This window comes from Pseudomonas sp. TWR3-1-1 (assembly GCF_049896545.1).
GTDB lineage: Bacteria > Pseudomonadota > Gammaproteobacteria > Pseudomonadales > Pseudomonadaceae > Aquipseudomonas > Aquipseudomonas weihenstephanensis.
The window spans coordinates 251,647-276,037 of the sequence record NZ_JAFCUO010000005.1 but is presented as its reverse complement, the minus strand read 5'-3'; the positions used below and the strand labels follow the sequence as shown (position 1 = coordinate 276,037).

29 protein-coding genes and 1 tRNA gene are annotated in these 24,391 nt (G+C 54.9%); 16 read left to right on the top strand and 14 right to left on the bottom strand.

The window, feature by feature from the left end; translation table 11 throughout:
- The first annotated feature begins 25 nt into the window (after positions 1-25).
- The 3 genes from ACP7A4_RS13940 to ACP7A4_RS13930 all read left to right on the top strand — a co-directional run bounded on the left by ACP7A4_RS13940 (position 26) and on the right by ACP7A4_RS13930 (position 1,871).
- Positions 26-985: a tRNA dihydrouridine synthase gene (locus ACP7A4_RS13940; protein ID WP_059763385.1), complete on the top strand. Its 960-nt coding sequence runs from the start codon at positions 26-28 to the stop codon at positions 983-985.
- Positions 986-1,107: 122 nt separating this feature from the next.
- Positions 1,108-1,557 carry an Hsp20 family protein gene (locus ACP7A4_RS13935; RefSeq protein ID WP_426247439.1) on the top strand — a complete coding sequence of 150 codons (450 nt, stop codon included), beginning with the start codon at positions 1,108-1,110 and terminating at the stop codon, positions 1,555-1,557.
- A gap of 185 nt (positions 1,558-1,742) precedes the next feature.
- Positions 1,743-1,871 carry a hypothetical protein gene (locus tag ACP7A4_RS13930; RefSeq protein ID WP_426247437.1) on the top strand — a complete coding sequence of 43 codons (129 nt, stop codon included), beginning with the start codon at positions 1,743-1,745 and terminating at the stop codon, positions 1,869-1,871.
- 275 nt (positions 1,872-2,146) lie between these two features.
- On the opposite strand, the gene pbpG is transcribed toward ACP7A4_RS13930, so the two are convergent.
- Positions 2,147-3,085: a D-alanyl-D-alanine endopeptidase gene (gene pbpG / locus ACP7A4_RS13925; RefSeq protein ID WP_203302512.1), complete on the bottom strand. Its 939-nt coding sequence runs from the start codon at positions 3,083-3,085 to the stop codon at positions 2,147-2,149.
- 318 nt (positions 3,086-3,403) lie between these two features.
- On the opposite strand from pbpG, the gene ACP7A4_RS13920 reads away from it, so the two are divergent.
- Complete coding sequence (locus tag ACP7A4_RS13920; protein ID WP_059763383.1) at positions 3,404-4,345, top strand: class I SAM-dependent methyltransferase; 942 nt, start codon at positions 3,404-3,406, stop codon at positions 4,343-4,345.
- A 146-nt stretch (positions 4,346-4,491) separates the two neighbouring features.
- Here the strand turns inward: ACP7A4_RS13920 and ACP7A4_RS13915 are convergent, their stop codons facing one another.
- A complete protein-coding gene (locus ACP7A4_RS13915) occupies positions 4,492-5,010 on the bottom strand; it encodes a Dps family protein (RefSeq protein WP_426247435.1) in 519 nt (172 codons plus the stop codon).
- A gap of 205 nt (positions 5,011-5,215) precedes the next feature.
- Here ACP7A4_RS13915 and ACP7A4_RS13910 point away from each other — a divergent pair, with 205 nt between their 5' ends.
- Positions 5,216-5,911, top strand: a complete 696-nt coding sequence (locus ACP7A4_RS13910) for an AzlC family ABC transporter permease (protein WP_059763381.1) — start codon at positions 5,216-5,218, stop codon at positions 5,909-5,911.
- The gene (locus ACP7A4_RS13905) at positions 5,908-6,219 is read left to right on the top strand and encodes an AzlD domain-containing protein (RefSeq protein ID WP_426247432.1); all 312 of its coding nucleotides are present in this window, start codon (positions 5,908-5,910) and stop codon (positions 6,217-6,219) included. The genes ACP7A4_RS13910 and ACP7A4_RS13905 overlap by 4 nt, the downstream gene beginning before the upstream one ends.
- Here the strand turns inward: ACP7A4_RS13905 and ACP7A4_RS13900 are convergent.
- From ACP7A4_RS13900 to ACP7A4_RS13890, 3 genes are all read right to left on the bottom strand, one after another.
- Positions 6,167-6,361 carry a hypothetical protein gene (locus ACP7A4_RS13900; RefSeq protein ID WP_426247430.1) on the bottom strand — a complete coding sequence of 65 codons (195 nt, stop codon included), beginning with the start codon at positions 6,359-6,361 and terminating at the stop codon, positions 6,167-6,169. The genes ACP7A4_RS13905 and ACP7A4_RS13900 overlap by 53 nt on opposite strands.
- Positions 6,362-6,471: 110 nt before the next feature.
- A complete protein-coding gene (locus tag ACP7A4_RS13895) occupies positions 6,472-6,666 on the bottom strand; it encodes a hypothetical protein (protein ID WP_048366083.1) in 195 nt (64 codons plus the stop codon).
- 159 nt (positions 6,667-6,825) lie between these two features.
- Positions 6,826-7,176 (bottom strand): hypothetical protein, encoded by a 351-nt coding sequence (locus ACP7A4_RS13890; protein WP_426247428.1) that lies wholly within the window; start codon positions 7,174-7,176, stop codon positions 6,826-6,828.
- Between the two features lie 233 nt (positions 7,177-7,409).
- Here ACP7A4_RS13890 and ACP7A4_RS13885 point away from each other — a divergent pair, with 233 nt between their 5' ends.
- Positions 7,410-8,228, top strand: a complete 819-nt coding sequence (locus ACP7A4_RS13885; protein ID WP_059763378.1) for a shikimate 5-dehydrogenase — start codon at positions 7,410-7,412, stop codon at positions 8,226-8,228.
- 38 nt (positions 8,229-8,266) lie between these two features.
- Here ACP7A4_RS13885 and ACP7A4_RS13880 read toward each other — a convergent pair whose 3' ends face one another.
- Positions 8,267-8,911 carry a YceH family protein gene (locus ACP7A4_RS13880; protein ID WP_426247426.1) on the bottom strand — a complete coding sequence of 215 codons (645 nt, stop codon included), beginning with the start codon at positions 8,909-8,911 and terminating at the stop codon, positions 8,267-8,269.
- Between the two features lie 132 nt (positions 8,912-9,043).
- On the opposite strand from ACP7A4_RS13880, the gene ACP7A4_RS13875 reads away from it, so the two are divergent.
- Positions 9,044-9,553 (top strand): DUF1993 domain-containing protein, encoded by a 510-nt coding sequence (locus ACP7A4_RS13875; protein ID WP_059763376.1) that lies wholly within the window; start codon positions 9,044-9,046, stop codon positions 9,551-9,553.
- A gap of 79 nt (positions 9,554-9,632) precedes the next feature.
- On the opposite strand, the gene sstT is transcribed toward ACP7A4_RS13875, so the two are convergent.
- Positions 9,633-10,859, bottom strand: a complete 1,227-nt coding sequence (sstT, locus tag ACP7A4_RS13870; protein WP_059763375.1) for a serine/threonine transporter SstT — start codon at positions 10,857-10,859, stop codon at positions 9,633-9,635.
- 344 nt (positions 10,860-11,203) lie between these two features.
- Here sstT and ACP7A4_RS13865 point away from each other — a divergent pair, with 344 nt between their 5' ends.
- Positions 11,204-12,358, top strand: a complete 1,155-nt coding sequence (locus ACP7A4_RS13865) for an MFS transporter (protein ID WP_426247423.1) — start codon at positions 11,204-11,206, stop codon at positions 12,356-12,358.
- On the opposite strand, the gene nhaR is transcribed toward ACP7A4_RS13865, so the two are convergent.
- Positions 12,355-13,260, bottom strand: a complete 906-nt coding sequence (gene nhaR / locus ACP7A4_RS13860) for a transcriptional activator NhaR (protein WP_426247421.1) — start codon at positions 13,258-13,260, stop codon at positions 12,355-12,357. The two genes, ACP7A4_RS13865 and nhaR, sit on opposite strands and share 4 nt — an antisense overlap.
- Positions 13,261-13,393: 133 nt before the next feature.
- On the opposite strand from nhaR, the gene ACP7A4_RS13855 reads away from it, so the two are divergent.
- Together ACP7A4_RS13855 and ACP7A4_RS13850 are read left to right on the top strand one after the other, a co-directional pair.
- On the top strand, positions 13,394-13,636 hold the full coding sequence (locus ACP7A4_RS13855; protein WP_203302515.1) for a hypothetical protein: 243 nt from the start codon (positions 13,394-13,396) through the stop codon (positions 13,634-13,636).
- A gap of 30 nt (positions 13,637-13,666) precedes the next feature.
- On the top strand, positions 13,667-14,422 hold the full coding sequence (locus ACP7A4_RS13850; RefSeq protein ID WP_048401689.1) for a TerC family protein: 756 nt from the start codon (positions 13,667-13,669) through the stop codon (positions 14,420-14,422).
- Positions 14,423-14,478: 56 nt separating this feature from the next.
- Here the strand turns inward: ACP7A4_RS13850 and ACP7A4_RS13845 are convergent, their stop codons facing one another.
- Positions 14,479-14,646, bottom strand: coding sequence for a hypothetical protein (locus ACP7A4_RS13845; RefSeq protein WP_165599932.1), 168 nt, complete (start codon positions 14,644-14,646; stop codon positions 14,479-14,481).
- A 221-nt stretch (positions 14,647-14,867) separates the two neighbouring features.
- On the opposite strand from ACP7A4_RS13845, the gene ACP7A4_RS13840 reads away from it, so the two are divergent.
- Complete coding sequence (locus ACP7A4_RS13840) at positions 14,868-15,545, top strand: peptidase C39 family protein (protein WP_426247418.1); 678 nt, start codon at positions 14,868-14,870, stop codon at positions 15,543-15,545.
- Positions 15,546-15,595: 50 nt separating this feature from the next.
- Here ACP7A4_RS13840 and ACP7A4_RS13835 read toward each other — a convergent pair whose 3' ends face one another.
- Positions 15,596-16,879: an NAD(P)/FAD-dependent oxidoreductase gene (locus ACP7A4_RS13835; protein WP_059763370.1), complete on the bottom strand. Its 1,284-nt coding sequence runs from the start codon at positions 16,877-16,879 to the stop codon at positions 15,596-15,598.
- 184 nt (positions 16,880-17,063) lie between these two features.
- Between ACP7A4_RS13835 and ACP7A4_RS13830 the strand changes: the two genes are divergently transcribed.
- A tRNA-Val gene (locus ACP7A4_RS13830) sits at positions 17,064-17,140 on the top strand.
- A 450-nt stretch (positions 17,141-17,590) separates the two neighbouring features.
- A complete protein-coding gene (locus tag ACP7A4_RS13825; protein WP_426247416.1) occupies positions 17,591-17,866 on the top strand; it encodes a hypothetical protein in 276 nt (91 codons plus the stop codon).
- Between the two features lie 128 nt (positions 17,867-17,994).
- On the opposite strand, the gene ACP7A4_RS13820 is transcribed toward ACP7A4_RS13825, so the two are convergent.
- A complete protein-coding gene (locus ACP7A4_RS13820) occupies positions 17,995-18,921 on the bottom strand; it encodes a hypothetical protein (protein WP_426247414.1) in 927 nt (308 codons plus the stop codon).
- Between the two features lie 450 nt (positions 18,922-19,371).
- Here ACP7A4_RS13820 and ACP7A4_RS13815 point away from each other — a divergent pair, with 450 nt between their 5' ends.
- Entirely contained in the window at positions 19,372-20,457 is a 1,086-nt protein-coding gene (locus ACP7A4_RS13815; RefSeq protein WP_059763361.1) for a linear amide C-N hydrolase, read from the top strand.
- 34 nt (positions 20,458-20,491) lie between these two features.
- Here ACP7A4_RS13815 and pcp read toward each other — a convergent pair whose 3' ends face one another.
- From pcp to ACP7A4_RS13800, 3 genes are read right to left on the bottom strand one after another with little or no spacing between them, the layout of a single operon-like run.
- Positions 20,492-21,139, bottom strand: coding sequence for a pyroglutamyl-peptidase I (gene pcp, locus ACP7A4_RS13810; protein ID WP_059763360.1), 648 nt, complete (start codon positions 21,137-21,139; stop codon positions 20,492-20,494).
- 7 nt (positions 21,140-21,146) lie between these two features.
- Complete coding sequence (locus ACP7A4_RS13805) at positions 21,147-22,097, bottom strand: DUF979 domain-containing protein (RefSeq protein WP_059763359.1); 951 nt, start codon at positions 22,095-22,097, stop codon at positions 21,147-21,149.
- Positions 22,094-22,825: a DUF969 domain-containing protein gene (locus ACP7A4_RS13800; RefSeq protein ID WP_426247411.1), complete on the bottom strand. Its 732-nt coding sequence runs from the start codon at positions 22,823-22,825 to the stop codon at positions 22,094-22,096. The genes ACP7A4_RS13805 and ACP7A4_RS13800 overlap by 4 nt, the downstream gene beginning before the upstream one ends.
- A gap of 309 nt (positions 22,826-23,134) precedes the next feature.
- On the opposite strand from ACP7A4_RS13800, the gene ACP7A4_RS13795 reads away from it, so the two are divergent.
- A complete protein-coding gene (locus ACP7A4_RS13795; protein ID WP_059763358.1) occupies positions 23,135-24,061 on the top strand; it encodes a LysR family transcriptional regulator in 927 nt (308 codons plus the stop codon).
- Positions 24,062-24,391 lie beyond the last annotated feature (330 nt).

Sequence of the window (24,391 nt, the reverse complement as noted above, 5' to 3'; positions counted from 1 at the left end):
GGCACGTTTTTTATGAGAGTCACCCATGCAAATTGCTTTGGCGCCGATGGAGGGGTTGGTCGACAACATCCTGCGTGATGTCCTGACCCGCACCGGCGGTATTGATTGGTGCGTGACCGAATTTATTCGGGTTACTGAGCGCCTGCTACCAGAAGCCTACTTCCACAAGTTTGCCCCTGAACTCCAGCACGGCGCCAAAACCCGTGCCGGGGTGCCGCTGCGTGTGCAGTTGCTGGGTTCGGACCCGGCATGCCTGGCGGATAACGCGGCACTGGCTTGCCAGCTGGGTTCTGAGGTCATCGACCTGAATTTCGGTTGCCCGGCCAAGACGGTGAACAAGTCACGCGGCGGCGCCGTACTGCTCAAAGAGCCTGAGTTGCTGCACGCGATCTTGTTGCAGGTGCGGCGCACCGTGCCCGCGCATATCCCGGTCACGGCCAAAATGCGTCTGGGTTTCGATACTCCCGACAGCGCCAATGAATGCGCCATCGCGCTGGCTGAGGGCGGTGCGAGTCAGATCGTGGTGCACGCCCGAACCAAGATGGACGGCTATAAACCACCTGCGCATTGGGAGTACATCGCGCAAGTGCAAGAGGCCGTCAACGTGCCGGTCTTTGCCAATGGTGATATTTGGTCGGTCGATGACTGGCGGCGTTGCCGGGAAATCAGCGGTGCTGAAGACATCATGCTGGGGCGCGGCCTGGTCTCGCGCCCCGACCTGGCACGCCAGATCGCCGCCGCCCGTGCGGGCGAAGAGATCGTAGAAATGACCTGGGCCGATTTGCAGCCCATGATTCGCGATTTCTGGGCGCAGGCGCAGGCCCAGTTGACCCCGCGTTCAGCGCCGGGCCGGCTCAAGCAATGGCTGGCCATGTTGACGCGTAATTACCCTGAGGCGATGGTGCTGTTCAACGCCATGCGCCGCGAAACCGACTGTGAAAAGGTGCGGTATCTGGTGAATAACCCGCCTGAGGGCGCGATTTGATCGGCCCAAAAAAAATTTGAAAAAGCCCCTTGAAATGATTTTGCCGGTCCTTATTTAGTGGGTACGCGATGCCGAAACCGGGTCGCGAATAAAAAACTCGCTGAAATCAGGAGGCATAAATTATGAGCACTGCATTTTCTCTGGCGCCACTGTTCCGTAATTCTGTCGGCTTTGACCGTTTTAGTGATTTGTTCGAAACAGCGCTGCGTAATGACACCAGTGGCGGCTACCCACCTTACAACGTAGAAAAACGTGGCGAAGACAGCTACCGCATCGTCGTCGCTGCGGCAGGCTTCCAACAAGATGACCTGGACCTGCAAGTTGAAAAAGGTGTGCTCAGCGTCAGCGGTAGCAAACGTGAAACCAGCAATGATGAAGGCTTGACCTATTTGCATCAGGGTATTGCGCAACGGGCATTCAAATTGTCCTTCCGTCTCGACGACCATATCGAGATCAAAGGCGCCAACTTGAGCAATGGCCTGCTAAGTATTGATCTGCAACGGGTGGTGCCTGAAGAAGCGAAAGCCAAACGCATCCCTATCAATGGGGAGCAGCCAGCGCTGCAACACTGATCCACAGCAGGTGCTAGCCATGAACCCCGTCTCCTCAGGCGGGGTTCTTTGTTTTAGGGGGGGAGCCGCGCGCACAGATCTGCAAGCGTTTGTTTCTGTGGGCGATAAAGCGTTTTTTGTTCAACTAGCCTGTAGAGCACTGGCCGAACACATACGGTGTTTGGCACAACCCGCAGGTGAAGTAGATGAAGAACAAACGCGCGCGCGATGCAGTCACCGGGCTATTCATTCCTTTGGAAGAGGCCAAGCGTCGACCGCGGGAGACCACCCTCGAAACCATCAAAAAACCCAAAAAGCCGGACGCAAAAAGCTGATGAGCAGTACGCAGGCATTTGTCTTCGACCTCTCCCCGAGGCAAGTGCCTGCACTTTTACCTGGCGCGCTTGCACGAGAGCGCACAAGCGTCAAATGCGCGCCCTCTATGGGGCTGTGAGAAGCGTCTTTGCACCGGGCAGGTTGAATATGACCCTGAACAGTTCGGCGCGCTCGCAAGCCTGTTGCTCGACAACGAATGCGCCCTGCATACCCGTCAGCAAGCAATTAAGCGACGTTGATCCAGGCCCGGCATTGCGGGCCTGGGTAACGGGTTTTACTTTGGGTTGTGAGGCTGGGCGGTTGGACGTGCTTTAAGGTTTTTGTCCGCTTTGTAGCGCAGGGCTACATCCGGCACGCTGCCGCTTTTGCCGGTTTCTATCCAGTTGCGGATACGGCTGGCGTCGGCAAAATGCGTGTATTTGCCGAACGCATCCAGAATCACCAGCGATACCGGCCGGTTGCCCATTTCAGTCACCAGCACCAGGCAGTGCCCGGCCTGATTGGTGAACCCGGTCTTGGTGATTTTGATGTTCCACTTGTCCTTGTTCACCAGGTGATCGGTGTTGTGAAAACCCAGGGTGTAATTCGGTTTTCTGAACGCCACGGTTTTTTCTTTGGTGGTGCTCAACTGGCTCAGCATCGGGTATTTACGCGCGGCGGCCAGTAGCTTGCTCAGGTCGCGGGCGGTGGACACGTTGTGAATCGACAGGCCGGTCGGCTCAACGTAATGGGTGTGCATCATGCCCAGGCTTTTGGCCTTGGCGTTCATGGCGGCAATAAACGCCACGTAGCCGCCAGGGTAATGGTGCGCGAGGGTGGCAGCGGCACGGTTTTCAGAGGACATCAATGTAATCAGCATCATGTCGTGGCGGGTCAGCTCACTGCCAAGCTTGACCCGTGAAAACACGCCTTTCATTTCCGGCGTGTCATTGATGTTGACCGCGATGTACTCATCCATTGGCAGTTTGGCATCGAGCACCACCATAGCGGTCATCAGCTTGGAGACCGAAGCAATCGGCACCACCACGTCGGGGTTGCTGGCGTAGATGATCTTGTTGGTTTGCAGATCAACCAACATCGCGCTGCCTGAAGCGATGTGCAGTTGTGATGTGTCGCGCGGGGCTGAGGTGCTCTCATTCGCTGCGGCGACTGAGCAAGCAGCGGTGCCTGTAAGAACTAAAAATAGGCCAAGAATCGAAAGATGAATTTTCACGCAGATTGACTCAATAAGGGTTAGGAAGTGCCTGGCTGTCAGTGCTGTTATACACATCACGTTACACTTAGAGAGTATGTATCAATAATCGCGCAAATGCGTGAATAAACGGGCCTTTAGAGCACCTTTTTCGCGTAAATCATACGTTTCGTGTTTGCCTGATGTGCACTGGCAGTCAGCAAGATCGCCTGCCTGCCAAGAGGGTAGCAGTACAACGCTGAGCGCACGCTGAACAGACACTTCATCGTCTGCGCCAAGCCATCGTATCGCGTGGCAATTGTGTAAAATGCCCGCCCTTTGAAATGACCGGCTCACACGATGACCCCTCAAGCGCTGTCCACCCTCCATCTGCATCTTCTGTCTGCGCTTGAAAACGTGCCCGACGAAACCCGACGTCTGTTTCACGGGCGCGGTCGTTGCTGGCCGGGATTGGAGCAGCTAACGGTGGACTGGCTGCAAGGCGTGGTGCTGGTTTCGCTGTTCAAAGAGCCTGAAGCGCCATCACTGGTTGCGCTGAAAGCGCTGCTGCTGGACCTTGCGCATACCCCGGTGTGGCAAGCGTGTGGTGCGCACACATTGGTCGTGCAGCATCGCTACACGTTGCAAAGCGACAGTGAATGGCTGGTGGGTGAGGCCATTGATGAATGCACGCTGACCGAAGGCGGGTTGCGCTATCGGGTGGACCTGGGGCGCAAGCAGAACAATGGGCTGTTTCTCGACATGCGTTATGGCCGTGATTGGGTCAAAGCGCAGGCCGAAGGCAAGCGGGTGTTGAATCTGTTTGCCTACACCTGCGGGTTCTCGGTGGCTGCGATTGCCGGTGGTGCACAGCATGTGGTTAACCTCGACATGTCCCGCGCGGCCTTGAGCCGTGGCCGCGACAACCATCGTCTCAATGGCCATGACATGAGTAAGGTGACGTTTCTGGGGCACGAGCTGTTCAAGTCATGGGGCAAGGTAAAAAGTACCGGTCCCTATGATCTTGTCATCATCGACCCGCCGTCCTTTCAGAAAGGCAGCTTTCTGTTGACCAAGGATTACCAGCGGGTAGTACGACGCCTGCCGGAACTGTTGAGTGAAAACGGTCTGGTTTTGGCGTGCATGAATGATCCTTCGCTGGGGTCAGACTTTTTGATCGAAGGCGTGACCGAGCATGCGCCGGGTTTGCGTTTTGAGCAGCGCCTTGACAATCCCCCGGAGTTCCCGGACGCAGACGCCGAATGCGGCTTGAAAGCGCTGGTGTTCAAACAAGGTATTTGACGGGCAAAAAAAAGCCCGCGGGGGAGGGTGCGGGCGAAGGGTTCATTGAATGAGCAGGGGCAATATACCGCCTGACATTCACTGGCTGGGTGAAACAAAATTCATCTAAAACGGCGGATTGATCACGATCAATCCGCCGTTTTGGTTTATTTGGTACGCGACGATTCAAACAGGAACCAGACGCGGCGCTCAGCTTCATCAATCCAGTTTTCCAGCAGGCTGGTGGTGGCCACGTCGCCCAGCTCGGAACACATGTCGTGGGTTTCGCGCATGTAGGCCGCCAGTTGAATGTTGTCTTCGCGCAGTTCGGCCAGCATGTCTTCCGGGGTCACGAAATCGGCATCGTTATCCAGCAGGCGTTGCAGCTTTTTGATGTGACCTATAGAGCGGATGGTGGTGCGCCCCAGCTTGCGCACGCGTTCGGCGATGGCGTCTGTGGTGGCGAAAATTTGATCGGATTGCTCGTCCAGCAGCAGATGGAAGTCGCGAAAGTGCGGGCCGGACATGTGCCAGTGAAAGTTTTTGGTCTTCATGTAAATGGCGAACGTATCAGCCAGCAGCGCATTCACTTCGCCTGCAATGTTGATGCAGGCTTCATCGCTCAGCGCCGAAGGTGTCCGCAGATCGGCCTTTCTGGTTTCCTTGGCGGATTTCAGGTCTTTCATGATGGTTCCTCGTGGAAGCTGTGGATGGGAGTTAACAGATATTGATTCGGGCTGACTTAAGACCAGGATTGGTCTTTCGTCAAACGAGCCAAGCCGCGCCAGTGCGGTATTTCAAGGGTTTGAAGGCCCGCTGAGCAAGATTGTTCAAGACTTTGCCCGCGTTTGTTGCGACGCTTTGACGCTGCCCACTGCCCGGAAGTTTTAAATGCCTGATTCGATTCCCCGCGTCGCGTTCATGCGTGGCGTGATTGCTTGTCTTCCCTTGACGCTGGCGTGTGCGCCCTGGGGGCTTCTGGCCGGGTCGACGGCCATTGATGCGCAATTGACCCCCGCTCAAAGCCAGGGTTTGTCGGTGCTGGTGTTTGCCGGTGCGGCTCAGTTGGTGGCAATTGGCATGATCAAGGGTGGCGCCAGTGCGCTGTCTATCCTGTTAACGACCTTGCTCCTGACTTCACAGCATCTGTTGTATGCCATGCACCTGCGCCCTGTGGTTTCGCCTTTGCCTGCCAAGTGGCGGTTTGGTCTGGGTTTTTTACTGACGGATGAATTTTTTGCGTTGGTGAGCAGCCATGACCGCCAGACGTTTAACCGCTGGTACGCACTGGGCGTGGGCTTGTGCATGTACATCGGCTGGAACCTGTTCACGCTGCTCGGCGTGGTGCTGGGCAAGAGTATTCCGGGGCTGGATCAGCTTGGGCTGGAGTTTTCAATTGCCGCGACTTTTATCGCCTTGATCACGCCTGTGGTGCGCAATGTGCCGACCATCATGTGTGTGGCGGTTTCACTGCTCAGCGTGGTGCTGTTCAGTTACTGGCAGTGGGAGTCGGCCATTGTGCTGGCGGGGTTGGCCGGGATGGCCGCAGGGTATTTGAGCAAACGGGCGGGAGTGTTTTTCGAATGATGTGGGTCATTATTGTCGGGATGGCGTTGATTCTTTTTTTCAACCGTTATCTGTTTCTAGAGCCGCGCTTGCCGATCCGTTTGAACCGCGGGGTCAAGGAATTTTTGGGCTTTGCGGTGCCGGGCATGCTGACCGCAATTTGCGGGCCGATTATTTTCGTCAAGGAACAGACGCTGGATCTAAGCCCCGACAACCCATACCTGCTGGCCGGGTTGTGTGCCATTGGCCTGATGCTCTGGCGCCGCAACGTGTTGCTCAGTGTCGTGTGCAGTGTGGCGCTGTTTTATCTGTTTCGCAGCTGGCTTTGACCTGGGCGGCGGCGCGAGACGTAAACGGGCCGCTGACAGGCACTCCGTCGATCACTACGTACCAGCACGCTAACAGCCCATCGGCGCGAAGCGGGGCGGGTACTGCACTGCCCACCACGGACATGACATGAATCTTGGACATACACACCTCCATCAATCAATGAGAGCACCTTAAGGCGTGCGCCGCGGTACAAAAAATCATTGCGCTTGATAGTCGCCATCGACAGTGATGAGGGTAGTGCGTGTGGCAGGTTAATCCACCACCAGGTCCAGCATGTGCATGACTTCGTGATCGCTGATCAACCCTTTGTTGACCAAATGCTGCGCCAGCAGTGAGACCAGCTTGGCAGAGCGATGCCCTTCGAGTTGTTTGAGTTCGGTGAGTGCGTTGTAAACCTTGCTGGAGGTGCACAAGCCAGCGGTGTGGTGAGGGTTCTGTGTTGGCATGGAGCCTTCCTTGTTTTTATAGGTATTAAGGTGTGTAAGCAGGTGGTTCAGCCATCAGTGGCAAGCCAGCGGGTACGCACGGCATTAATCATGCCGCAGATAAGTTACATTTTGTGTCTTACCTGCGACATTCACATCATCTATCCAGACCAGCTGCCGTTACCAGCGCGGCGGGCCGAAGTAACCGCGTGGTGGGCCGTAATACACCGGTTGTGGCCGGCCATAGTAACCCTGGTAATAAACGGGTTGGGGGGGTGGCACATACACCGGTTGTGGCTGGTAATACACCGGTGGCGCCTGTACATATACCGGCTGGGGCTGAGCATAGACTGGTTGTTGCACGTAGACCGGGCGTTGATCGTGGCTCGAAATGACCGAGCCGATGATCGCACCGCCCACCACTGCACCAAACAGGGCCGGGCCAGGGCCCCAGCCACCGTGGGCAGAGGCTTGGCCGGCGACAGCCAATGCGCCAATCAGCAAAGCGACTTTTGAGATACTGCGCAACATGACGAATCCTCGAATTCCAGCCCCGGCAATTTGGCCTGTACCAGGCCACAAAATGAGTGCGGGGATAACACTCAGACCGCATTTCTTGAAAAAACGGCGGCGCGCATCGGTAAATGTTGTGTAAGGTCTGCGCCAGCTGACACGTTTCAGCGTGATCTGCCCGTCCATGATTAACCAAAACACTCGAAACGGCTCTGGCCGTTTATCTGAAAGCGTTCTGCCTGGAGATGAGCATGCAAATGAATCCGAACAAAGACACTCGACTGTGCATATCGCTGTCGGGCCGGCCGGGGAATTTCGGGTTGCGTTTTCATAACCATCTGTATGGCCAACTGGATCTCAACTACTACTACAAGGCGTTCAGCAGCCAGGATCTGGCAGGCGCAATCACCGGTATTCGGGCGTTGGGTATTCGTGGTTGCGGTGTGTCCATGCCCTTCAAGGAAGCTTGCATTGCTTTGGTCGACGAGCTGGATATGTCGGCCAAGGCCATTGATTCGATCAACACCATCGTCAATACCGACGGTCACCTCAAAGCGTACAACACCGACTACATCGCCATTGCGCAGTTGCTTGAAACCCATCAAGTGGCGAAAGACACCACGTTTGCCTTGCGTGGCAGTGGCGGCATGGCCAAAGCAGTTGCCTCGGCGCTGCGGGACGGGGGCTATCGCAATGGTTTGATCGTGGCGCGAAATGAAGCGAGTGGCACGGCATTGGCCGCCAACTGTGGCTATCAATGGCAACCTGAGCTGGGTGCACAGCGCCCGCAGATGTTGATCAATGTCACGCCAGTGGGTATGAGTGGCGGGGCAGAGGCCGATCAATTGGCGTTCGAGGCCGGGGCGATCGATCAGGCGTCAATCATCTTCGATGTGGTGGCGATTCCTTCTGAAACCCCTTTGATCGTTCGTGGTCGCGCTCAAGGTAAGCAGGTAATTACCGGGCTTGAGGTCATTGCGATTCAGGCCGTAGAGCAATTTGTGCTGTACACCGGCGTGCGCCCGACCCCTGAGCAATTTCAGGCGGCTGTCGAGTTCGCGCGCCGTTGAGGGGGTGGCCGGATGAGCCAGCTCATCCGGCCAACTGTTTACTCAAGTTCGGCCAGGCGAGCTTCGAGCGCGGTGATCCGAGCCTCCAGCGCTTCGAAACGCTCCAGCGAGATGCCAGCGCTTGCGCCGCGCTCGGCCGGCTGCTGGCGAGCGGCCATGATCGTTTCGATGTCAGCCGGATCGCCTAGCGCGTGCATGTAGCGGTCTTCACGCTGACCATTCTGGCGAGGTAGCAGCAGGGCCAGATCGCGCGCAATCAATCGTTCCAAGGGGTGCTGTACTTGCTCAGTGTCTTCAAAGTCGTGCAAGCGTGCGCTGCGGGTCAGCAGCTCATTCAGGGTTTGCGGGCCGCGCAGAAAGAGCAGCCCGATCAACACCATCTGGGCGGGCACAAGCTCCAGTACCTTATCCACCCGGTGCTCCCAGCGGTCTGCACGGCTGCCCATCACCAAACGAGTGAAGCCTCGACCTTCAAGGGCGCGCAAACTTTGTCCGACTTGGCCCTGACTTAGATTCATCACCGGTTCGCGGCTGGTTTTTTGATTGCAGGCCAGCACCAGTGCGTTGAGGGTCAGCGGGTAGGTATCGGGGTGGGTGGCCTGTTTCTCGATCAAGGAGCCGAGGATGCGAATTTCCGTGCTATTGAGCCGGGGTTCGACGTCGGTATCGTGTTCTGTGCTCATCACGCTTTCCTTGTGCGTTGGAAGGCGGCTAGCCTAGAACCAATGCTGGCTAAAAGACAAGCCGCTTGCGCGCGGCTTCAGGGCTATAATTCGCCGCACATTAATTCCCGCCCACAGACTGTCGAGACTTACATGACTATCTCTCTGTATGACGCTTCCATTCCCGTGTTCAAACAAATGCTTAACGCCATGAGCGGTGTGCTGAGCAAAGCTGAGGCGCACGCGACGGCCAAGAACATCGACCCGAGTGTGTTGCTGCAAGCACGTCTGGCCCCGGACATGTTCGCACTGGTGCGTCAGGTGCAAATTGCGGTCGATTTCGCCAAGGGTGTTTCGGCACGTCTGGCGCAAATCGAACTGCCAAAATACGACGACACCGAAACAACTTTTGCAGAGCTGCAAGCATTGATCAGCAAAGTGCTGGCCTTTGTAGACACCATCAAGCCCGAGCAGATTGATGGCAAGGAAGGGATTGAAATCATCACCCGTCAGGGCACGCCCAAAGAAAAGCGCTTCACGGGTCAGGCTTACTTGTTGACCTATGGTCTGCCCCAGTTCTTCTTCCACGTGACCACCACTTACGCGATCCTTCGCCACAATGGCGTTGAAGTCGGCAAGCGCGATTACATGGGTGCGTTCTGAGTGTGAGAGGGCGTTGCGCTGAGTAGCGCATGGTCGGCATTCAAGCGCAGCCCTGGGCTGCGCTTGAATATCGGGAGGTTTAGCGTTGTACGGCTTTGTCTTCAGCCATGCAGGCTGCCGCTGTAAACAACACGTCGGTGGAGGAGTTGAGCGCGGTTTCTGCCGAATCCTGCAGAATGCCGATGATGAAACCTACCGCCACGACTTGCATCGCAATCTCGCTCGGGATACCAAACAGGCTGCACGCCAGCGGGATCAGCAGTAACGAACCACCCGCCACGCCCGATGCGCCACAGGCGCAAACAGCCGCCACCACACTGAGCAAGATGGCTGTCGGCACATCAACTTCAATACCCAGCGTGTGCACCGCTGCCAGGCTCAGCACGGTAATGGTAATCGCCGCACCTGCCATGTTGATGGTGGCGCCCAGCGGGATCGACACAGAGTAGGTGTCTTCATGCAGCCCTAAACGTTCACTCAATGCCATGTTCACCGGGATGTTGGCGGCGGAGCTGCGAGTGAAAAACGCGGTGATGCCACTTTCACGCAAGCACATAAAGACCAGCGGGAACGGATTGCGACGCAGCTTCCAGAATACGATCAGCGGGTTGACCACTAACGCCACAAACAGCATGCAGCCGATCAGTACGGCGAGCAGGTGCAAGTAGCCCAGCAGTGCGTTGAAACCCGAAGAGGCGAGGGTCGAAGCCACCAGCCCGAAAATACCCAGAGGTGCAAAGCGGATTACGACGCGCACGATCAAGGTCACGCCGTTCGACAAGTCATTGAGCACGGTGCGTGTGGTCTCTCCGGCATGGCGAATCGCAATGCCCATACCGATAGCCCACGCCAGAATGCCAATGAAATTGGCGTTCATCAGAGCGTTCACCGGGTTGTCGACCACGCTCAGCAGCAGGCTTTGCAACACTTCACCGATACCACCGGGGGCCGACACGGCAATGTCTTGCGTGGAAAGCACCAGGTTCGAAGGAAAGAGCATGCTTGCAACAACAGCCACAACGGCGGCGGCAAAGGTGCCGAACAGGTAGAGGACCAGGATGGGGCGGATGTGGGTTTCCTGCCCGTGCTTATGGTTGGCAATCGAGGCCATGACCAGTACGAACACCAGAATCGGTGCGACGGCTTTCAATGCACTGACAAACAGCTTGCCAATAAAAGCCACCGAGAGTGCAGCTGAGGGCGCGAGCCAGGCCAGCAGAATCCCGGCAATCAATCCGATCACAATCTGGGTCACCAGGCCGGTGCGTTTGAGCCGGTGCAACAGGGAAGGTGAAGCGTCAGTCATAGGGGACTCTCTAGTTGTTGTGGGCATTGCATTCAGTGATCTTGCGCCGAACAGCAAACGGGCAGGCTGCTCAGCAAAAATCGCAGGACGGGACCTGCGCGGCAGATGATAGCCGGGCGTGTTAAACACGTCTGTGTGACTAAAACCATGGCGCAGGGGCGGACTTTATCATAGCGGTGTAGGAACTTTCCCGCCCAAGGGCAATCTGTCACACGCGCAGGGCTTGGCCCGCATGGATTCAACGCAGGCCACGCTCGAAACATTCTGTTAATATTGCGCTCCCCACATTTTTTCAAATCAGCGGACTCGTTGCTTCGCTGGCGTTGCTGTCTCTGGAGTTTTTCATGCTGTTGCCTATCTTGCTGCTGTCCGCGGCCGGTTTTACTGTGCTCACGACTGAGTTCATCATTGTTGGCCTGTTGCCATCAATCGCGCGCGACCTTGAGGTGAGCGTGCCTCAGGCCGGCTTATTGGTGACCTTGTTTGCCTTTACCGTTGCGGCGCTGGGCCCTTTTTTGACTGCTTATTTCGCACGATTTGAGCGTAAGCGCCTGTTCATAGGCATCTTGCTGATGTTTGCCTTCGCCAACACGGTGGCGGCACTGGCGCCCAACATTTGGGTGATGGCATTTGCCCGGTTATTACCGGCCCTTGGATTGCCGGTGTTCTGGGCATTGGCCAGTGAAACCGCAGTGGATATCGTGGGTCCTGATTTTGCTGGGCGAGCCATTGCCAAGATCGGCTTCGGGATTGTCTGCGCGACGGTATTCGGTATTCCAGTGGGCACACTGATATCGGATGCGTGGGGCTGGCGCAGTGCGTTCGCCATTTTGGCGGTCGTGGCTTTGGCCAAGGCCTTACTGCTGTTGATCTACCTGCCCGCCACTCGCGTGGCCAAAGAGACCGTCACGCTACGCTCGCAATTCGGCATGCTGCGCAATCCGCTGTTGATCGGCCATATTGTGCTGTCCGTGCTGGTGTTCAGCGGCATGTTTACGGCTTACACCTATCTGGCAGACATTTTGGAGAGGTTGGCAGGCTTTAACGGCACGCTGGTCGGTTGGTGCCTGATGGGGTTCGGGGCTGTTGGTCTGATCGGTAACTCGTTGGGTGGGCGGATGGTGGATCGTCATCCGCTGATTGCCTCGATGGTGTTTTGCGCCTTTATGATCGGCGGGATGGTCGCCTTGGTGCCCAGCATTCACTCAACGCTCGGGCTGGCGGCGGCGATGGGAGTTTGGGGCGTGACGCAGGCGGCGCTGTTCCTGGTGAGCCATGTGCGCTTGATGAAAGTGGCGCCTCACGCGCCCGCATTTGCAGCATCACTCAACATTGCCGGGGCTAATTTGGGTATCGGTCTGGGGGCGATGGTGGGTGGCCGGGTGATTGATCATTACGGCCTGGGCAGCCTGGGTTTTGCGGCTGCCGGGTTCATTGTGCTGTCGATCTTGCTGGCTTTGTTGCTGATGACATCTAAAAGCCGCGCGGTCTGTGCTTAAGTTTCCAGGTCGGTAAACAGTTCGCGCCGCGCACCTTCGGTAATCGCAACGATGCCGGGGTGCTTGATCTTGCGCTCCACGGTGATGGCGTAAAACGATTCGGTGACCGCCTCGGTGTGGCCTATCAGCTCAACGTCAAACTGGCACATGACTTCTTTGGCGATCACGCTGGGCGCAATAAAAACGCCAATGCCCGACTGCCCGAAAGCCTGCATGAGGGCGCTGTCATCGAACTCACCGACGATGCGTGGCTGAATTTGCAGCTCGGCCAGCCAGCGCAACAAGCGGCTGCGCAACACTGTTTCCGGGCCGGGTATGAGCAACGGAGCGCCTTGCAAGCACTGCGGAAAGTTTTCTGAGTAGTGTTTAGCCAACGCATGAGTGGCAAAAAAACTGATCCCGCATTCCCCCAGTTTTTGGCTCAGACCTTTTATGTCCAGGTGAGAGGGCATCGGGCTGTCGGAAATCACCAAATCCAGGCGTTGAATGGCCAGATCCGCGAGCAGGCGATCGAGCTTGTCCTCGCGGCAGGTGATGCGAATCGGCTCATCCAGCTCCATCGTCGGCGCAATCAAGCGATACACGATTGATTTGGGGACCACATCGGCCACCCCGACCCGGAATAAGATCTGCTGCTCCTTGGGCGACATGCGCAACATGCTCTGGAGTTCGCTGCCCACTTGAAAAATTTGTTCAGCGTAGGGCAGCACCTGGCGTCCGGTCTCGGTGAGTTCCAGTTGCCGGCCCACGCGTTGAAACAGTGGCAGGCCGTAGGTCTGCTCAAACAGGCTGATTTGCCCACTGATGGTCTGGGGCGTGAGGTTCAATTGTTCACAGGCGCGGACGATGCTGCCGGTTTTGGCAACAACCCAGAAGTAGTGGAGCTGACGGTAGTTGAGCATTTGATGGGTAACACTTCGTAAAAAACGAAGTATAGCGCTTAAAAATACGAATTTTCCTGAACTGTTTGCCTCTTTAGAATCCCGCGTTATTCGCGTGTGCAGGCCGCGACCCCGATGACAGAGGAAAAACACGATGACAATCAAGAATGCGGGCGTGGCGACCTTGTTGGCGGCAGCGCTATTGATGATGGGCGGGTGCGATCAAGCGGAAAAAGCCGCGCAGCAGATGCTCAGTAAAACCGCAGAAAGCGCCAAGCAGGCAATTGATGACACGCATAAAGCTGCCGAGCAGGCGCTCAATGATGTCACCGGGGCTACACCCGATGACAAAGAGGCACCCGAGCAAGCGCGCAAAGAGTCGTCGCACACCATTTAACACCTCTTACTACTGAGTCAGATCGCACCTATGGAATACCTTTTACAACTGGCCGCCAGCCCTACAGCCTGGGTGGCGTTGGCCACATTGATCGTGATGGAGATTGTGCTGGGGATCGATAACCTGATCTTCATCTCGATCCTGACTAACAAGTTGCCGGAAAAATTTCGTACCCAGGCGCGCCGCATTGGTATCGGCATGGCGCTGATTTTGCGCCTGGGTTTGCTCAGCACCATCGCTTATATCGTGCAGTTGACCACGCCGGTGTTTGAAGTGCTGGGGCAAGCTTTCTCATGGAAGGACATGATCCTGATTGCCGGTGGTTTGTTCCTGGTATGGAAGGCTACCAGTGAAATTCACCACAGCATGAGTCCGCAGGCAGAAGGTGAGAGTGAAGGTCAGTCGTCTGCAATTTCTTTAGGCTTTGCGGCCGCGATTGGGCAGATTCTGATGCTGGACCTGGTGTTTTCCATCGACAGCATCATTACCGCAGTCGGTATGACTGAGCACTTGCCGATTATGGTGATTGCAGTTGTGGTGGCGGTGTTGGTGATGCTGCTGGCATCGGAGCCATTGGCCAAGTTCATCAATGAAAACCCGACCGTGGTGATGTTGGCGCTGGCCTTCCTGATCATGATTGGCATGACCTTGATTGCCGAAGGTTTTGGTGCTCACGTGCCTAAAGGCTACGTGTATGCGGCGATGGCGTTCTCGGCGACGGTTGAAACACTCAACATTTTGGCGCGACGGGTTCGTGAAAAACGCCAGGCTGCTTTGGTGAAGTAACGTCGCAGTGATGCAGCAGGCCGTTCCTCCCTTAAGGGGTGGGGCGGCTTTTTTGTTTAATGAGCATTAGCGGTGTTGATCTTGGGTGTGTCAGCGGGTTTTTTTTGAGCGGGCAACGTTTGCGGATGATGGCGCCGACTGATGCGCATCACGCCCCAGAGCATGGCAGCCGCAACGGCCAGCCAGCCGCTGAACAGTAGGAAAATGGTTAAGGCCGGGCTCATCAGTGCCTCCTTTGCCCTAAATGGGCATGCACACATAACAAGTGACAGTCTAGCCGCTGGTGTGTTTCAAGCTATTGACCAAAGGTCGAGAGTCATCGACTGATTCGCTCTATATGGCGTGGCAAACTGCGGCTTAAGGCTATACCTCGACAGGCGGGCGCCCTATGATCGGCGACCATGCTGGGTATTGAACATCCAGCCTCTATTCAAGGCGAGGGAGCATGCGTGCAGTGATGGGCTTGAAATTGACACGAGTGTGGTGGGCGGGTGTTCTGGTGTTGCTTATGGCGGGTTGTGCCAGTGTTGAACGGCCCGACCTGCGCCAGTTGCCTGAGCGGGTTGAACTCAATGGGGTGCCGTTCTTTCGTGGCAATGCCAACCAGGGTGGCCCACAAGTGCTGGCGAGTATGTTCAGCGAGCAACGGATTCGTACTACACCCGGACTGTTGACCAAGCCATTAAAGTTGCCGGGCGCTGAAGACGCGTTGCAAAGCAATATGGAAAAACTGGCATCCGAATATGGATTGGTGGTTTATCCCCTGGATAAATCGCTCTCGGCGCTGCTGGCACAAGTGGCCGCAGGTTATCCGGTGATGCTGCGATTCACTGACGGCACTGTTTGGTCTACGCCGCGTTACGCGATGTTGGTGGGCTACAACCGCACCAAGCAGACCGTTTTATTGCGCGCAGGTATGGAACGGCGCAGGTTAATGGACTTTGATAAGTTTGAGTCGGCCTGGAAGGATGCCGCAGGCTGGGCGGTGCTGGTGGTGTCGCCGGGGCAATTACCGGCCGATGTCGATCGGGCACGCTGGCTGAAAGCCGCTAATGACCTTTCTCGCGCCGGGCAGGAGCAGGCAAGTGCCAAGGCGATTCAAACGTTAGAGTTGCACAAGTAGCCAAACGCCTCCAAAACGGCGCTGTTGGCGCCGTTTGAAGGTGCAGTTTGTCAGAATCCGTATTTGTCTCGCAGGCTGTAGTACCAGGCACCTAACGCTGTCAGTGGTGTGCGCAGCAGTTGGCCGCCGGGAAACGGGTAGTGTGGCAGATCGGCAAAGGCGTCAAAACGCTCAGCCTGGCCTCGTAGCGCTTCGGCCAGAACCTTGCCCGCCAGGTGGGTGTACGTCACACCGTGGCCGCTGCACCCTTGGGAGTAATAGATGTTGTCACCGATACGTCCCACCTGCGGCAGGCGTGACAACGTCAGCAGAAAATTACCGGTCCACGCGTAGTCAATCTTCACGTCCTTGAGTTGCGGAAAAGCCTTGAGCATTTTGGGCCGAATAATCGCTTCAATATTGGCCGGATCGCGTGCGCCATAGACCACGCCACCGCCGAAGATCAGGCGCTTATCGCCGGACAAACGATAGTAGTCAAGCAGGTAGTTACAATCCTCAACACAGTAATCCTGTGGCAACAGCGTCTTCGCCAGCTCATCACTCAACGGTTCGGTGGTGATGACTTGGGTGCCGCACGGCATTGATTTGGACGCCAGCTCAGGGACAAGGTTGCCCAAGTACGCATTGCCCGCCACGATGATGAACTTGGCCCTGACCTTGCCCTGTGGCGTGTGCACTACCGGGCTGGCACCGCGCTCGATGCGCACGGCGGGCGACTGTTCATAAACAGTGCCGCCCAATGACTCAACCGCAGCCGCTTCACCCAGCGCTAAATTGAGCGGGTGAATATGGCCGCCGCTCATGTCCAGCAATCCTCCCTGGTATTGGTCGCAGGCCACCACTTCACGGATTCGGCGCTGGTCCAGCAACTCCAGTTGCGTGTTGCCATAGCGCTCCCAGAGCCTTTTCTGCGCCTCAAGGTGACCCATTTGTTTGCTGGTGATTGCTGCGAAGACGCCGCCGTCTTTCAAGTCGCACTGGATTTGATATTTAGCGACGCGGTCACGGATGATCTGGCCGCCTTCGAATGCCATTTGGCCTAACAGTTGGGCTTGCTTTGCACCGACCGTGCGTTCAATCACATCAATATCGCGACTGTAACTGTTAACGATCTGGCCACCGTTACGCCCCGAAGCGCCAAACCCCACCTTGGCCGCCTCAAGCACCGTGACCTTGAAGCCGTGCTCAAGCAGAAATAGCGCACTCGATAGCCCCGTATACCCGGCGCCAATCACACACACATCCGTCTCAACCTCACCTTGCAGGGCAGGGCGCTCAGGTGTCGGATTTGCTGAAGCCGCATAGTAAGACTGGGGGTAAGGAGTGTTCGCCATTCTGCAACCTCTGTTTTATATTTTTTACGAGTGCGGCCGATGCTACCTGAGTTGAAATCTGCCCGCCAGCGGCTCACAGCCGGCTATTTTTGCGCTTCAAATAAATAATTCGACAATTCATAGGGTTACCTGCAAAAAAGGTGTTGACACACCTCTGCAAATCTATAGAATGCGACCCCACAGCAGGCACGTAGCTCAGTTGGTTAGAGCACCACCTTGACATGGTGGGGGTCGTTGGTTCGAGTCCAATCGCGCCTACCAAACAAAATCCGCTCTGCTGGGCGGTCTAGAAGGGCTCACCGAAAGGTGAGCCCTTTTTTGTTGTCTGTGATTTGGCAAGCCCCACCTTAAAACGCCAAGTCAGCTCCCACCTCAATGTGTCCACTCCCTTTTTCGACAGTGCTTCGTCATTTTCATGGCCGCGAGGATCATCAGCGTCTAGAAGTATTTTTGTGGTAAATCCTGCTGCTCCGTTCGCCCGTTGTGAGTGGCTTTGAGTTGATGATGTTCTAAGTAGGTTGTCTGTCTGAACCAAATACTCTGGAAATCATGGCCGTAATCATCAGGTGATAGGCTGCTTTACAGGTTTAGGACGTGGGCAGAGAGGGTTGTCGGAGGGTGTTTACTTGGCGGCGCGCAGCGCACTTGTGCTTGCTTTTTGCAGGCCGGGATTGGTTGAATGCGCGCCTACCCGCCACGGATACGCCGCGCATGAGCGTTAAAAATTTTGAAAGTCCTGCAAGCAGATTAGGTTTTGTCGTTTTTTGTTTTTCTTCGGCGCTCTGTTTAGTCGCATTTGTTGTCACTTATGAATCATTTCATGACGTGAGTTTTTACAGGCTCGCCTATTTGATTTTCGACCGATCTATTCATTGGCAGCAAACGGCATTCAAAATAGGCCTTGCCGGGGTTGTGGTGGGTGCTGCGTTGGCATGGGATTTCTTGTCGTTTGCGAAGCGCGTTTATGACTGGATTAAAAAAGGCTAGCCGCCATGTGTGATTGTTTTTTTGCAAGCTGCATTTAAATAACGTCGCCAGGCTAGATACCCTGACTGCACTATGCAGTCAGGGCTGTATACAGCACTGCTTCAGGTATGTGTAATTTAAGCCGCAGATTAGTGAGACAGCTTTTTGATTTGCGCAGTAATGTGTGTTGAAACCTCAGCCTCAAACCCGTATTCAATCAGGCAGTGCTTGAGGAACTTGATCTGATCTTCATAGACCCTTTCCGTTCTGTCTAGGGTGCGTTCTCTTTGATTGAGCACTTTTATTTTTTCAATGATTTCGATTGTCATTTCCTCAATGAAATCCGCCGTCTCCTTGTATTGGCGCAGGTCGATTTCTTTTTTTGCAAAGCTGTTGTAGTTGTCCTTGGCTGCAATATTAAGTGCGTTGAGCGTCATTTCGTACTGTGCAACCAACGTTTGTTCAGCTTGCTGAAGAAATTCATCCAGTGAATAGCTCACTACGTAGCCGTAACGATAACTGCTCATGACCTGGTTATTGAAAAAACCTCGTTCTTGGGTAACGTTACATGACACTGATGCAAATATTCTTAATCCTTGACCAATCGGTATCGAATTAGTGGCTGTGCTGACTTGTACTTTACTTGATTTCCCGAACGAGTTAACGATGCCTGTCAGCAGGTTCAGGCAATTGGATGCAACCAATAAGCGCATATCATCCGTGATGCCAGCCTCCTTGTTGATACTTTCCACATCAGGGGATGTTTCGACACCTTCTGGCAGCTTACCCACAGGACCCAGGATGCCTACGACGGCACTGGTAATCTGTTGGATGATAGCGTTGAGATTATCAAGGCTCCACGTGGCTGACGTTTGAAAGTCAGAGTTTGCACCGTACACATAGTCTGAAAACTTCCATTCTCTCTGGTTGTTTACGTAAAAGTTTTTTTGCTCTTCTCTTAGAGTCTTTCCGGCTTCAGCTTGTTGAGTTTCAAGTTCTTTTTTTATTTCTTCCAGACGTTTTTCATTCTGCTTGCTCTGTTCCAAGAGCTTTTTAACACTGTTGTTCATTCCCATGTCATAGCATCCTTGTTAGTAGGTTTGAGTGCCAAGGCCCCATGGCGAGCCGCACGCCATTCCTTGGCAAACAATAACGTAGCTCGTTTTTTTAGCCTGTAAAGGTGATATGTCTTTTTTTGGAAATAGTTAAGATTCGATAGGCGGTATTGATTTTTAAAGGGGGCTGGCTAGAATCCATGCTTGTTCGCAGGTTGATAATGAGGCCTAAGTAGCTTGCGAGGCGCTTTGCGCATTAATCGAACCGAGAGGGGAGGTTTTAGTTATTTCGCAGGTCGAAATAACCGATGTGTTTAATGATTGAAACAAATAGTATTACTTTTGCGACGCCCTTGTTTTTAGAGTGTCGTCATTCAGGGTCAGTTCGCATTTTGATCACGGTGTGGGCCAAGCCGGGTTCGGTTGTGGCGCTGACAAATCGATATTTGTATGGCTAAGGGATTCAACGGAATGAAACTATTGCGCACGACTCAAGGACTTGTTTTGATGTTGGCCGGTTTCTGCTCAGCACTGCCGGTTGCCCATGCTTGCACACGTTTGGTGTACCTGGGGGACAACCAACAGGTAATAACCGCACGCTCGATGGACTGGGCAAATGATGTGGAAACAAATCTGTGGGTCTTCCCCAAGGGCATGCAGCGTCATGGGGCAGCAGGGGCTAACTCAGTCACATGGACGTCCAAATACGGCAGCGTTATAGCATCGGGCTATGACATTTCTACGACGGACGGGGTCAATGAAGCGGGCCTGTCGGCCAACCTGTTATGGTTGGTCGAATCGCAATATCCCGCTTTCGATAAGAGTAAAGCCAGGCTAAGTGTCTCTGCGTGGGCTCAATACGTGTTGGATAATTTTAAAACGGTTGCAGAAGCGGTAACGGCACTCAAAAGTGAACCCTTCAATGTGATGCCTATCAATGTGCCTAACGAGGAGCGTTTGGCAACCTTGCATCTTTCAATGTCTGATGCCTCAGGCGACAGTGCGATTATCGAATACATAGAGGGTAAGCAAGTGATCCACCATGACCGTGCTTATCAGGTCATGACCAACTCGCCTGCGTTTGAAAAACAATTGGAGATGAATGCTTATTGGCAGGGGATTAATGGGACAGAAATGCTCCCTGGCACGAATCGCTCGCCTGATCGTTTCGCGCGTGCCTCTTTTTATGTCAATGCCGTGCCTAAATCCCAAACCCCGCAATTATCACTGGCCAGTGTATTTAGCGTGATACGCAACGTATCGGTACCCTATGGCCTGACAACGCCCGGCGAGCCCAACATTTCGTCCACACGCTGGCGGTCTGTCATTGACCATAAGCAGAGCCTGTATTTTTTTGAGTCTGCTATCACGCCGAATACATTCTGGGTAGACCTTAAAAAGCTGGATTTGAGCCAGGCAACAGGCAAAGTGAAAAAGCTTGATCTTGGGCCTAATCAGAGCACGGTTTATTCCGGTGAAGTGTCCAGCCACTTTGAGCCGGCGGCGCCTTTCATATTTTCAGGCGAAGAATCACGACGGGTTGCCTTGATTCGTTGATGAGTCTTGGTCTGCTATTCGCGTGGGCTTTCAGTCAGCACAGTTGGCCGCCTGTTTCTCGCACATCGTGCAGAGTATTCAGTGCGGCCGATACCGCCACGCGCAGGCCCTTTACCAAGGTTTCCTGGCTCATTGAAGGTTGCGCTGATGCCGCCAAGGCTACTTGTTCAGTGAGCAGCGGGACATGCATGAAACCACTTCGCACCGTTGAACCTGCCAGCGTATGTTGCAGGCTGTAAAACACCTGATTGCAGACGAATGTACCGGCTGTATGCGAAACCGTGGCTGGAATGCCGGCTGCCCTGAGTGCAGCGACCATCGCTTTGATCGGCAGTGTGCTGAAGTAGGCTGTGGGACCTTCAGCCGCGACGGGGACATCGATTGGCTGCTCACCCTGGTTGTCGGGGATTCTGGCGTCGATCAGGTTAATGGCCACCCGCTCCAGAGCAATATCAGAGCGGCCCGGCCCTAGACCCACGGCAATGACCATTTGCGGAGTAAACCTCTCAATCAATGCGTGCAAGTGTGCAGGGGCCTGCGAAAACACGCAGGGCAACTGGCGGGCAACAATACGGACGTCGTCGTTTATCAGCGTCTCATCCAGCAGGCGTACGGCTTCCCAGGATGGATTGAGGGTGTCTTGATCGAACGGTTCAAAACCTGTCAGCAGCACGGTACGCATAGACGCCTCACATCAGCAGATAAAGCAGGACGATATTAACCACCAGCATCAGCAAAGCTGTAGGCATTTGCGCCTTGATCACGGCGTATTTGTCCGGCAGTTCAAGCAGGGCCACCGGCACGACATTGAAGTTGGCCGCCATTGGCGTCATCAGTGTGCCGCAGTAGCCGGAGAACATACCGATCGCAGCCATGACAGCGGGGTTGGCATCGTAGATGCCGACTAATACCGGTACGCCGACGCCGCCGGTCATCACGGGGAATGCTGCAAAACCATTACCCATGATGACAGTGAACAGCGCCATGCCCAGGACATACACCATCACAGCAATCAGACGGTAATCCATATTGATGTAGGAAGTTGCGACGTGTGCGACGGCCGTCCCCACACCCGCGTCGTTAAATAACAGACCCAGCATGGCCAACATTTGCGGCAACACCATGGTCCAGCCGAGCGCTTCGGTCAGACGACGGGATTCGCGCAGGCTTTGCAGGGGCGTATCGCGGGTCAGGAGGCAAGCCAGAATCAGCGCGACGATGCAGCCGAGGCCCAAGGAAACGAACGTCGTATTTTTTGGGTCCAGCAGCGGAACGCCCGCAATTTGTATGTTTTTGAGCAGTACTGAGCCGATTACGGTGACCAATGGAATCGACAATGCCGGGATGAACAATTTGTGGCCTAAGCGGCCTGCACTCGCCCGGGCTGCCTTGACGTGCAGTTCAGTATGGGTGCCGCGACCTACGCCGCCAATGCCCGCGATGACCGCCATGACCAGTACGCCAACCCCGATCACAAACGGCGGCAAGCGATCACCCATCAAAAAAACGATGCTAAATAGCAACCAAAAAAGACTGCTGGTCCAGCGTTTTGGGTGGGTTCGGTCAGAGGCAATCATGCCAGCAGTAATCAACAGCAGTACGCCTGCCAGCCAGTAGAAATACTCAATGGAAATAATCATTGCGCGGCCTCCTGCGACATAGGCGCGGGGTGCGTTTGGAGGTCAGTCATCTTGCGTGTCAGCATTAAATCGAAGCGATAAAGGCGCAGGGCATGCACGATAAACGCGCAAATGGCAGTGGGGATTCCCCAGAAGGCGATGTGCAAGGGTTCTACGTCCAGCCCTGCACCCAGTAGGAAGGTGTGCATCAACGCAATTGCGCCGAACGCTACAAATACATCTTCGCCAAAGAACAGACCCACGTTATCGGTGGCAGCACACATCGCCAGCACTTTATGGCGTAACGCTTCTGGCAGTTTGCCGAATGTGTTTTCTGCAGCGCCTTCTGCCATAGGCGCCAACAGCGGGCGCACCATTTGCGGGTGGCCGCCCAGGCTGGTGAGGCCCACGGCTGCAGTCGTCTCGCGTACGAACAGGTACATGATCAGCAAGCGGCCAACGGTGGCCCGTTGAAATTTGGCGATCCAGTTTTGTGCGTGCAAGCGCAGTCCATGACGCTCCAGCAAGCCAATCACAGCCAGGGGGAGTAGCAGAATCAATTGCAGGGCGCGGGTCTCAAGAAACCCTTCGCCCATCAGGGAGATGATTTTTTCAAGTGGGAAGTTTGCAGCCAGGCCGGTCACTATCGCCGCCAAGCTTACGACTAATAATGGATTGAAGCGCAGTACGAAGCCTACGACGATGACAAGCACGCCCAATAAGGGCCATAGATTGACGACGGTTTGCATGGGGGGTGAATCCCTTGACTGGTTGCCGCAGCGCCAGGTCAGGCTGGACGCGAGCAAGGCGAAAGCGGTCTGGCTCACTTTCGCAACATTGATACGCTGCCGGACTCAGCGTTTTTTTTATTGTTGACGCTCGGCATCAGAACGTCATTGGGCGATATCTTTGGTTGCTTTAAATACGGCGTCCAGTCAAAAAAAGTTGTCACCGCTGAACAATAAAGTTTGCTGAAACACTCACTTCTTCACGCTGGCTTGAGCTTGTTACAAGGGTTTACAGTGGCAGCCTTGTTTAGAGTGAACGGATAAACCTGCATGAATATGCGATTTCTTCTGACATTTGTGTGGGTGGCGCGGCTCGGCAGTTTTCGACTGACAGCGGAGAAGCTTTCAAGCACTCAGGCGGCTATCTCCAGCCGGATATCAGTGCTCGAAAGCGAACTGGGGGTGCAGTTGTTCCAGCGTGATTCGCGGGGCGTAAGCCTGACCCGCGAGGGACATAACGTGCTGGGTTATGCCGAAGAAATGCTCGCGACCCAACAGCGCCTGCTTCAGTCATTGGGTAAAGCGGATACGTACTCGGGGCGATTACGCATAGGTGTGATGGACACGGTAATTCACAGTTGGTTGAGTGAACTGATCAATGCTCTGAGCCAGGACTATCCGCTCGTTGAAGTGGAGTTAACCGCTGATACGGCTCTGAATTTGAGTGAGCAACTGCTCAAAGGACAGTTGGATCTGATTTTCCAGACAGACTTATTACGCGCTGATGGCGTGCGTAATGTGCAACTTGCCAGCTACCCCTTGAGCTGGGTAGTGGCAAAGGGCGCTGCGTTGGACCGTCCTTATGATGGGTTGGAAGATCTGTGCCAAGAGCGGTTGTTGACTTTTTCCCGGCTGTCACGGCCGCATCAGGATGTGCTCAATTATTTGCATCAGCAGGGCATCTCGACACCACGTATCAGTTGCATCAACTCGGTGGCTGCCATCATCAAGCTGGTTGCCGATGGCTTCGGGATAGGCGTGTTGCCCCCTGTGCTGGTGAGTCGGGAACTGCAAAGCGCAGCTATGATCGCGTTACCGATAAAGCCGGCGCCCGGCTTTGCGGTGTATGTCAGTTGGCGCGCGGGGGCTGGCCTGGAGTTAAACGAGGCAGTGGTGAACTTGGCCAGAAGCGTGGTGGCGGAGTATCAACGTACGGCCTCACCGGGCCATTTTGTGCTCCCAGACGCGCCCGGGTAGTACAGAGATCCATCTGATCCGTATTTTTATGGCTTACCTGCGCCTGTATTGCAGCTCACAATCGGCAGAAAATTACACCCAGTCCTGATAGGTCAAATGAGCTTTGGACCTTGAACGATGCAGGCAGGTCGTCAGTTCTGGCTCGGTTTCTGGTTTACGACACACTTACGGTAGGCACTGATATGGCTAAGATGGGTTGGTTTTTGGGCGGTTTTCTGGTGTTAACCATTGGTATCGGTATTCTCGCGACCATTCCCCCGGGTTGATGACCAGAAGGCAAGAGGCCAGCTGTTTATACAGCGGCCTTTTCTGTTTTAAGACCTGAGCCGC

What these genes read in the sequence shown, in the direction of transcription:
- ACP7A4_RS13880 (WP_426247426.1), bottom strand. Translation starts at nt 8,911, where the DNA reads ATGAGCACAGAACACGATACCGACGTCGAACCCCGGCTCAATAGCACG.
- ACP7A4_RS13910 (WP_059763381.1), top strand. Translation starts at nt 5,216, where the DNA reads ATGCCTGATTCGATTCCCCGCGTCGCGTTCATGCGTGGCGTGATTGCT.
- ACP7A4_RS13890 (WP_426247428.1), bottom strand. Translation starts at nt 7,176, where the DNA reads ATGTTGCGCAGTATCTCAAAAGTCGCTTTGCTGATTGGCGCATTGGCT.
- ACP7A4_RS13855 (WP_203302515.1), top strand. Translation starts at nt 13,394, where the DNA reads ATGACAATCAAGAATGCGGGCGTGGCGACCTTGTTGGCGGCAGCGCTA.
- ACP7A4_RS13915 (WP_426247435.1), bottom strand. Translation starts at nt 5,010, where the DNA reads ATGAAAGACCTGAAATCCGCCAAGGAAACCAGAAAGGCCGATCTGCGG.
- ACP7A4_RS13820 (WP_426247414.1), bottom strand. Translation starts at nt 18,921, where the DNA reads ATGGGAATGAACAACAGTGTTAAAAAGCTCTTGGAACAGAGCAAGCAG.
- ACP7A4_RS13845 (WP_165599932.1), bottom strand. Translation starts at nt 14,646, where the DNA reads ATGAGCCCGGCCTTAACCATTTTCCTACTGTTCAGCGGCTGGCTGGCC.
- ACP7A4_RS13835 (WP_059763370.1), bottom strand. Translation starts at nt 16,879, where the DNA reads ATGGCGAACACTCCTTACCCCCAGTCTTACTATGCGGCTTCAGCAAAT.
- ACP7A4_RS13825 (WP_426247416.1), top strand. Translation starts at nt 17,591, where the DNA reads ATGAGCGTTAAAAATTTTGAAAGTCCTGCAAGCAGATTAGGTTTTGTC.
- ACP7A4_RS13905 (WP_426247432.1), top strand. Translation starts at nt 5,908, where the DNA reads ATGATGTGGGTCATTATTGTCGGGATGGCGTTGATTCTTTTTTTCAAC.
- pcp (WP_059763360.1), bottom strand. Translation starts at nt 21,139, where the DNA reads ATGCGTACCGTGCTGCTGACAGGTTTTGAACCGTTCGATCAAGACACC.
- ACP7A4_RS13900 (WP_426247430.1), bottom strand. Translation starts at nt 6,361, where the DNA reads ATGTCCAAGATTCATGTCATGTCCGTGGTGGGCAGTGCAGTACCCGCC.
- ACP7A4_RS13795 (WP_059763358.1), top strand. Translation starts at nt 23,135, where the DNA reads ATGAATATGCGATTTCTTCTGACATTTGTGTGGGTGGCGCGGCTCGGC.
- ACP7A4_RS13885 (WP_059763378.1), top strand. Translation starts at nt 7,410, where the DNA reads ATGCAAATGAATCCGAACAAAGACACTCGACTGTGCATATCGCTGTCG.
- ACP7A4_RS13935 (WP_426247439.1), top strand. Translation starts at nt 1,108, where the DNA reads ATGAGCACTGCATTTTCTCTGGCGCCACTGTTCCGTAATTCTGTCGGC.
- sstT (WP_059763375.1), bottom strand. Translation starts at nt 10,859, where the DNA reads ATGACTGACGCTTCACCTTCCCTGTTGCACCGGCTCAAACGCACCGGC.
- ACP7A4_RS13840 (WP_426247418.1), top strand. Translation starts at nt 14,868, where the DNA reads ATGCGTGCAGTGATGGGCTTGAAATTGACACGAGTGTGGTGGGCGGGT.
- ACP7A4_RS13850 (WP_048401689.1), top strand. Translation starts at nt 13,667, where the DNA reads ATGGAATACCTTTTACAACTGGCCGCCAGCCCTACAGCCTGGGTGGCG.
- ACP7A4_RS13895 (WP_048366083.1), bottom strand. Translation starts at nt 6,666, where the DNA reads ATGCCAACACAGAACCCTCACCACACCGCTGGCTTGTGCACCTCCAGC.
- ACP7A4_RS13875 (WP_059763376.1), top strand. Translation starts at nt 9,044, where the DNA reads ATGACTATCTCTCTGTATGACGCTTCCATTCCCGTGTTCAAACAAATG.
- ACP7A4_RS13815 (WP_059763361.1), top strand. Translation starts at nt 19,372, where the DNA reads ATGAAACTATTGCGCACGACTCAAGGACTTGTTTTGATGTTGGCCGGT.
- ACP7A4_RS13800 (WP_426247411.1), bottom strand. Translation starts at nt 22,825, where the DNA reads ATGCAAACCGTCGTCAATCTATGGCCCTTATTGGGCGTGCTTGTCATC.
- ACP7A4_RS13805 (WP_059763359.1), bottom strand. Translation starts at nt 22,097, where the DNA reads ATGATTATTTCCATTGAGTATTTCTACTGGCTGGCAGGCGTACTGCTG.
- ACP7A4_RS13865 (WP_426247423.1), top strand. Translation starts at nt 11,204, where the DNA reads ATGCTGTTGCCTATCTTGCTGCTGTCCGCGGCCGGTTTTACTGTGCTC.
- ACP7A4_RS13940 (WP_059763385.1), top strand. Translation starts at nt 26, where the DNA reads ATGCAAATTGCTTTGGCGCCGATGGAGGGGTTGGTCGACAACATCCTG.
- nhaR (WP_426247421.1), bottom strand. Translation starts at nt 13,260, where the DNA reads ATGCTCAACTACCGTCAGCTCCACTACTTCTGGGTTGTTGCCAAAACC.
- ACP7A4_RS13930 (WP_426247437.1), top strand. Translation starts at nt 1,743, where the DNA reads ATGAAGAACAAACGCGCGCGCGATGCAGTCACCGGGCTATTCATTCCT.
- ACP7A4_RS13920 (WP_059763383.1), top strand. Translation starts at nt 3,404, where the DNA reads ATGACCCCTCAAGCGCTGTCCACCCTCCATCTGCATCTTCTGTCTGCG.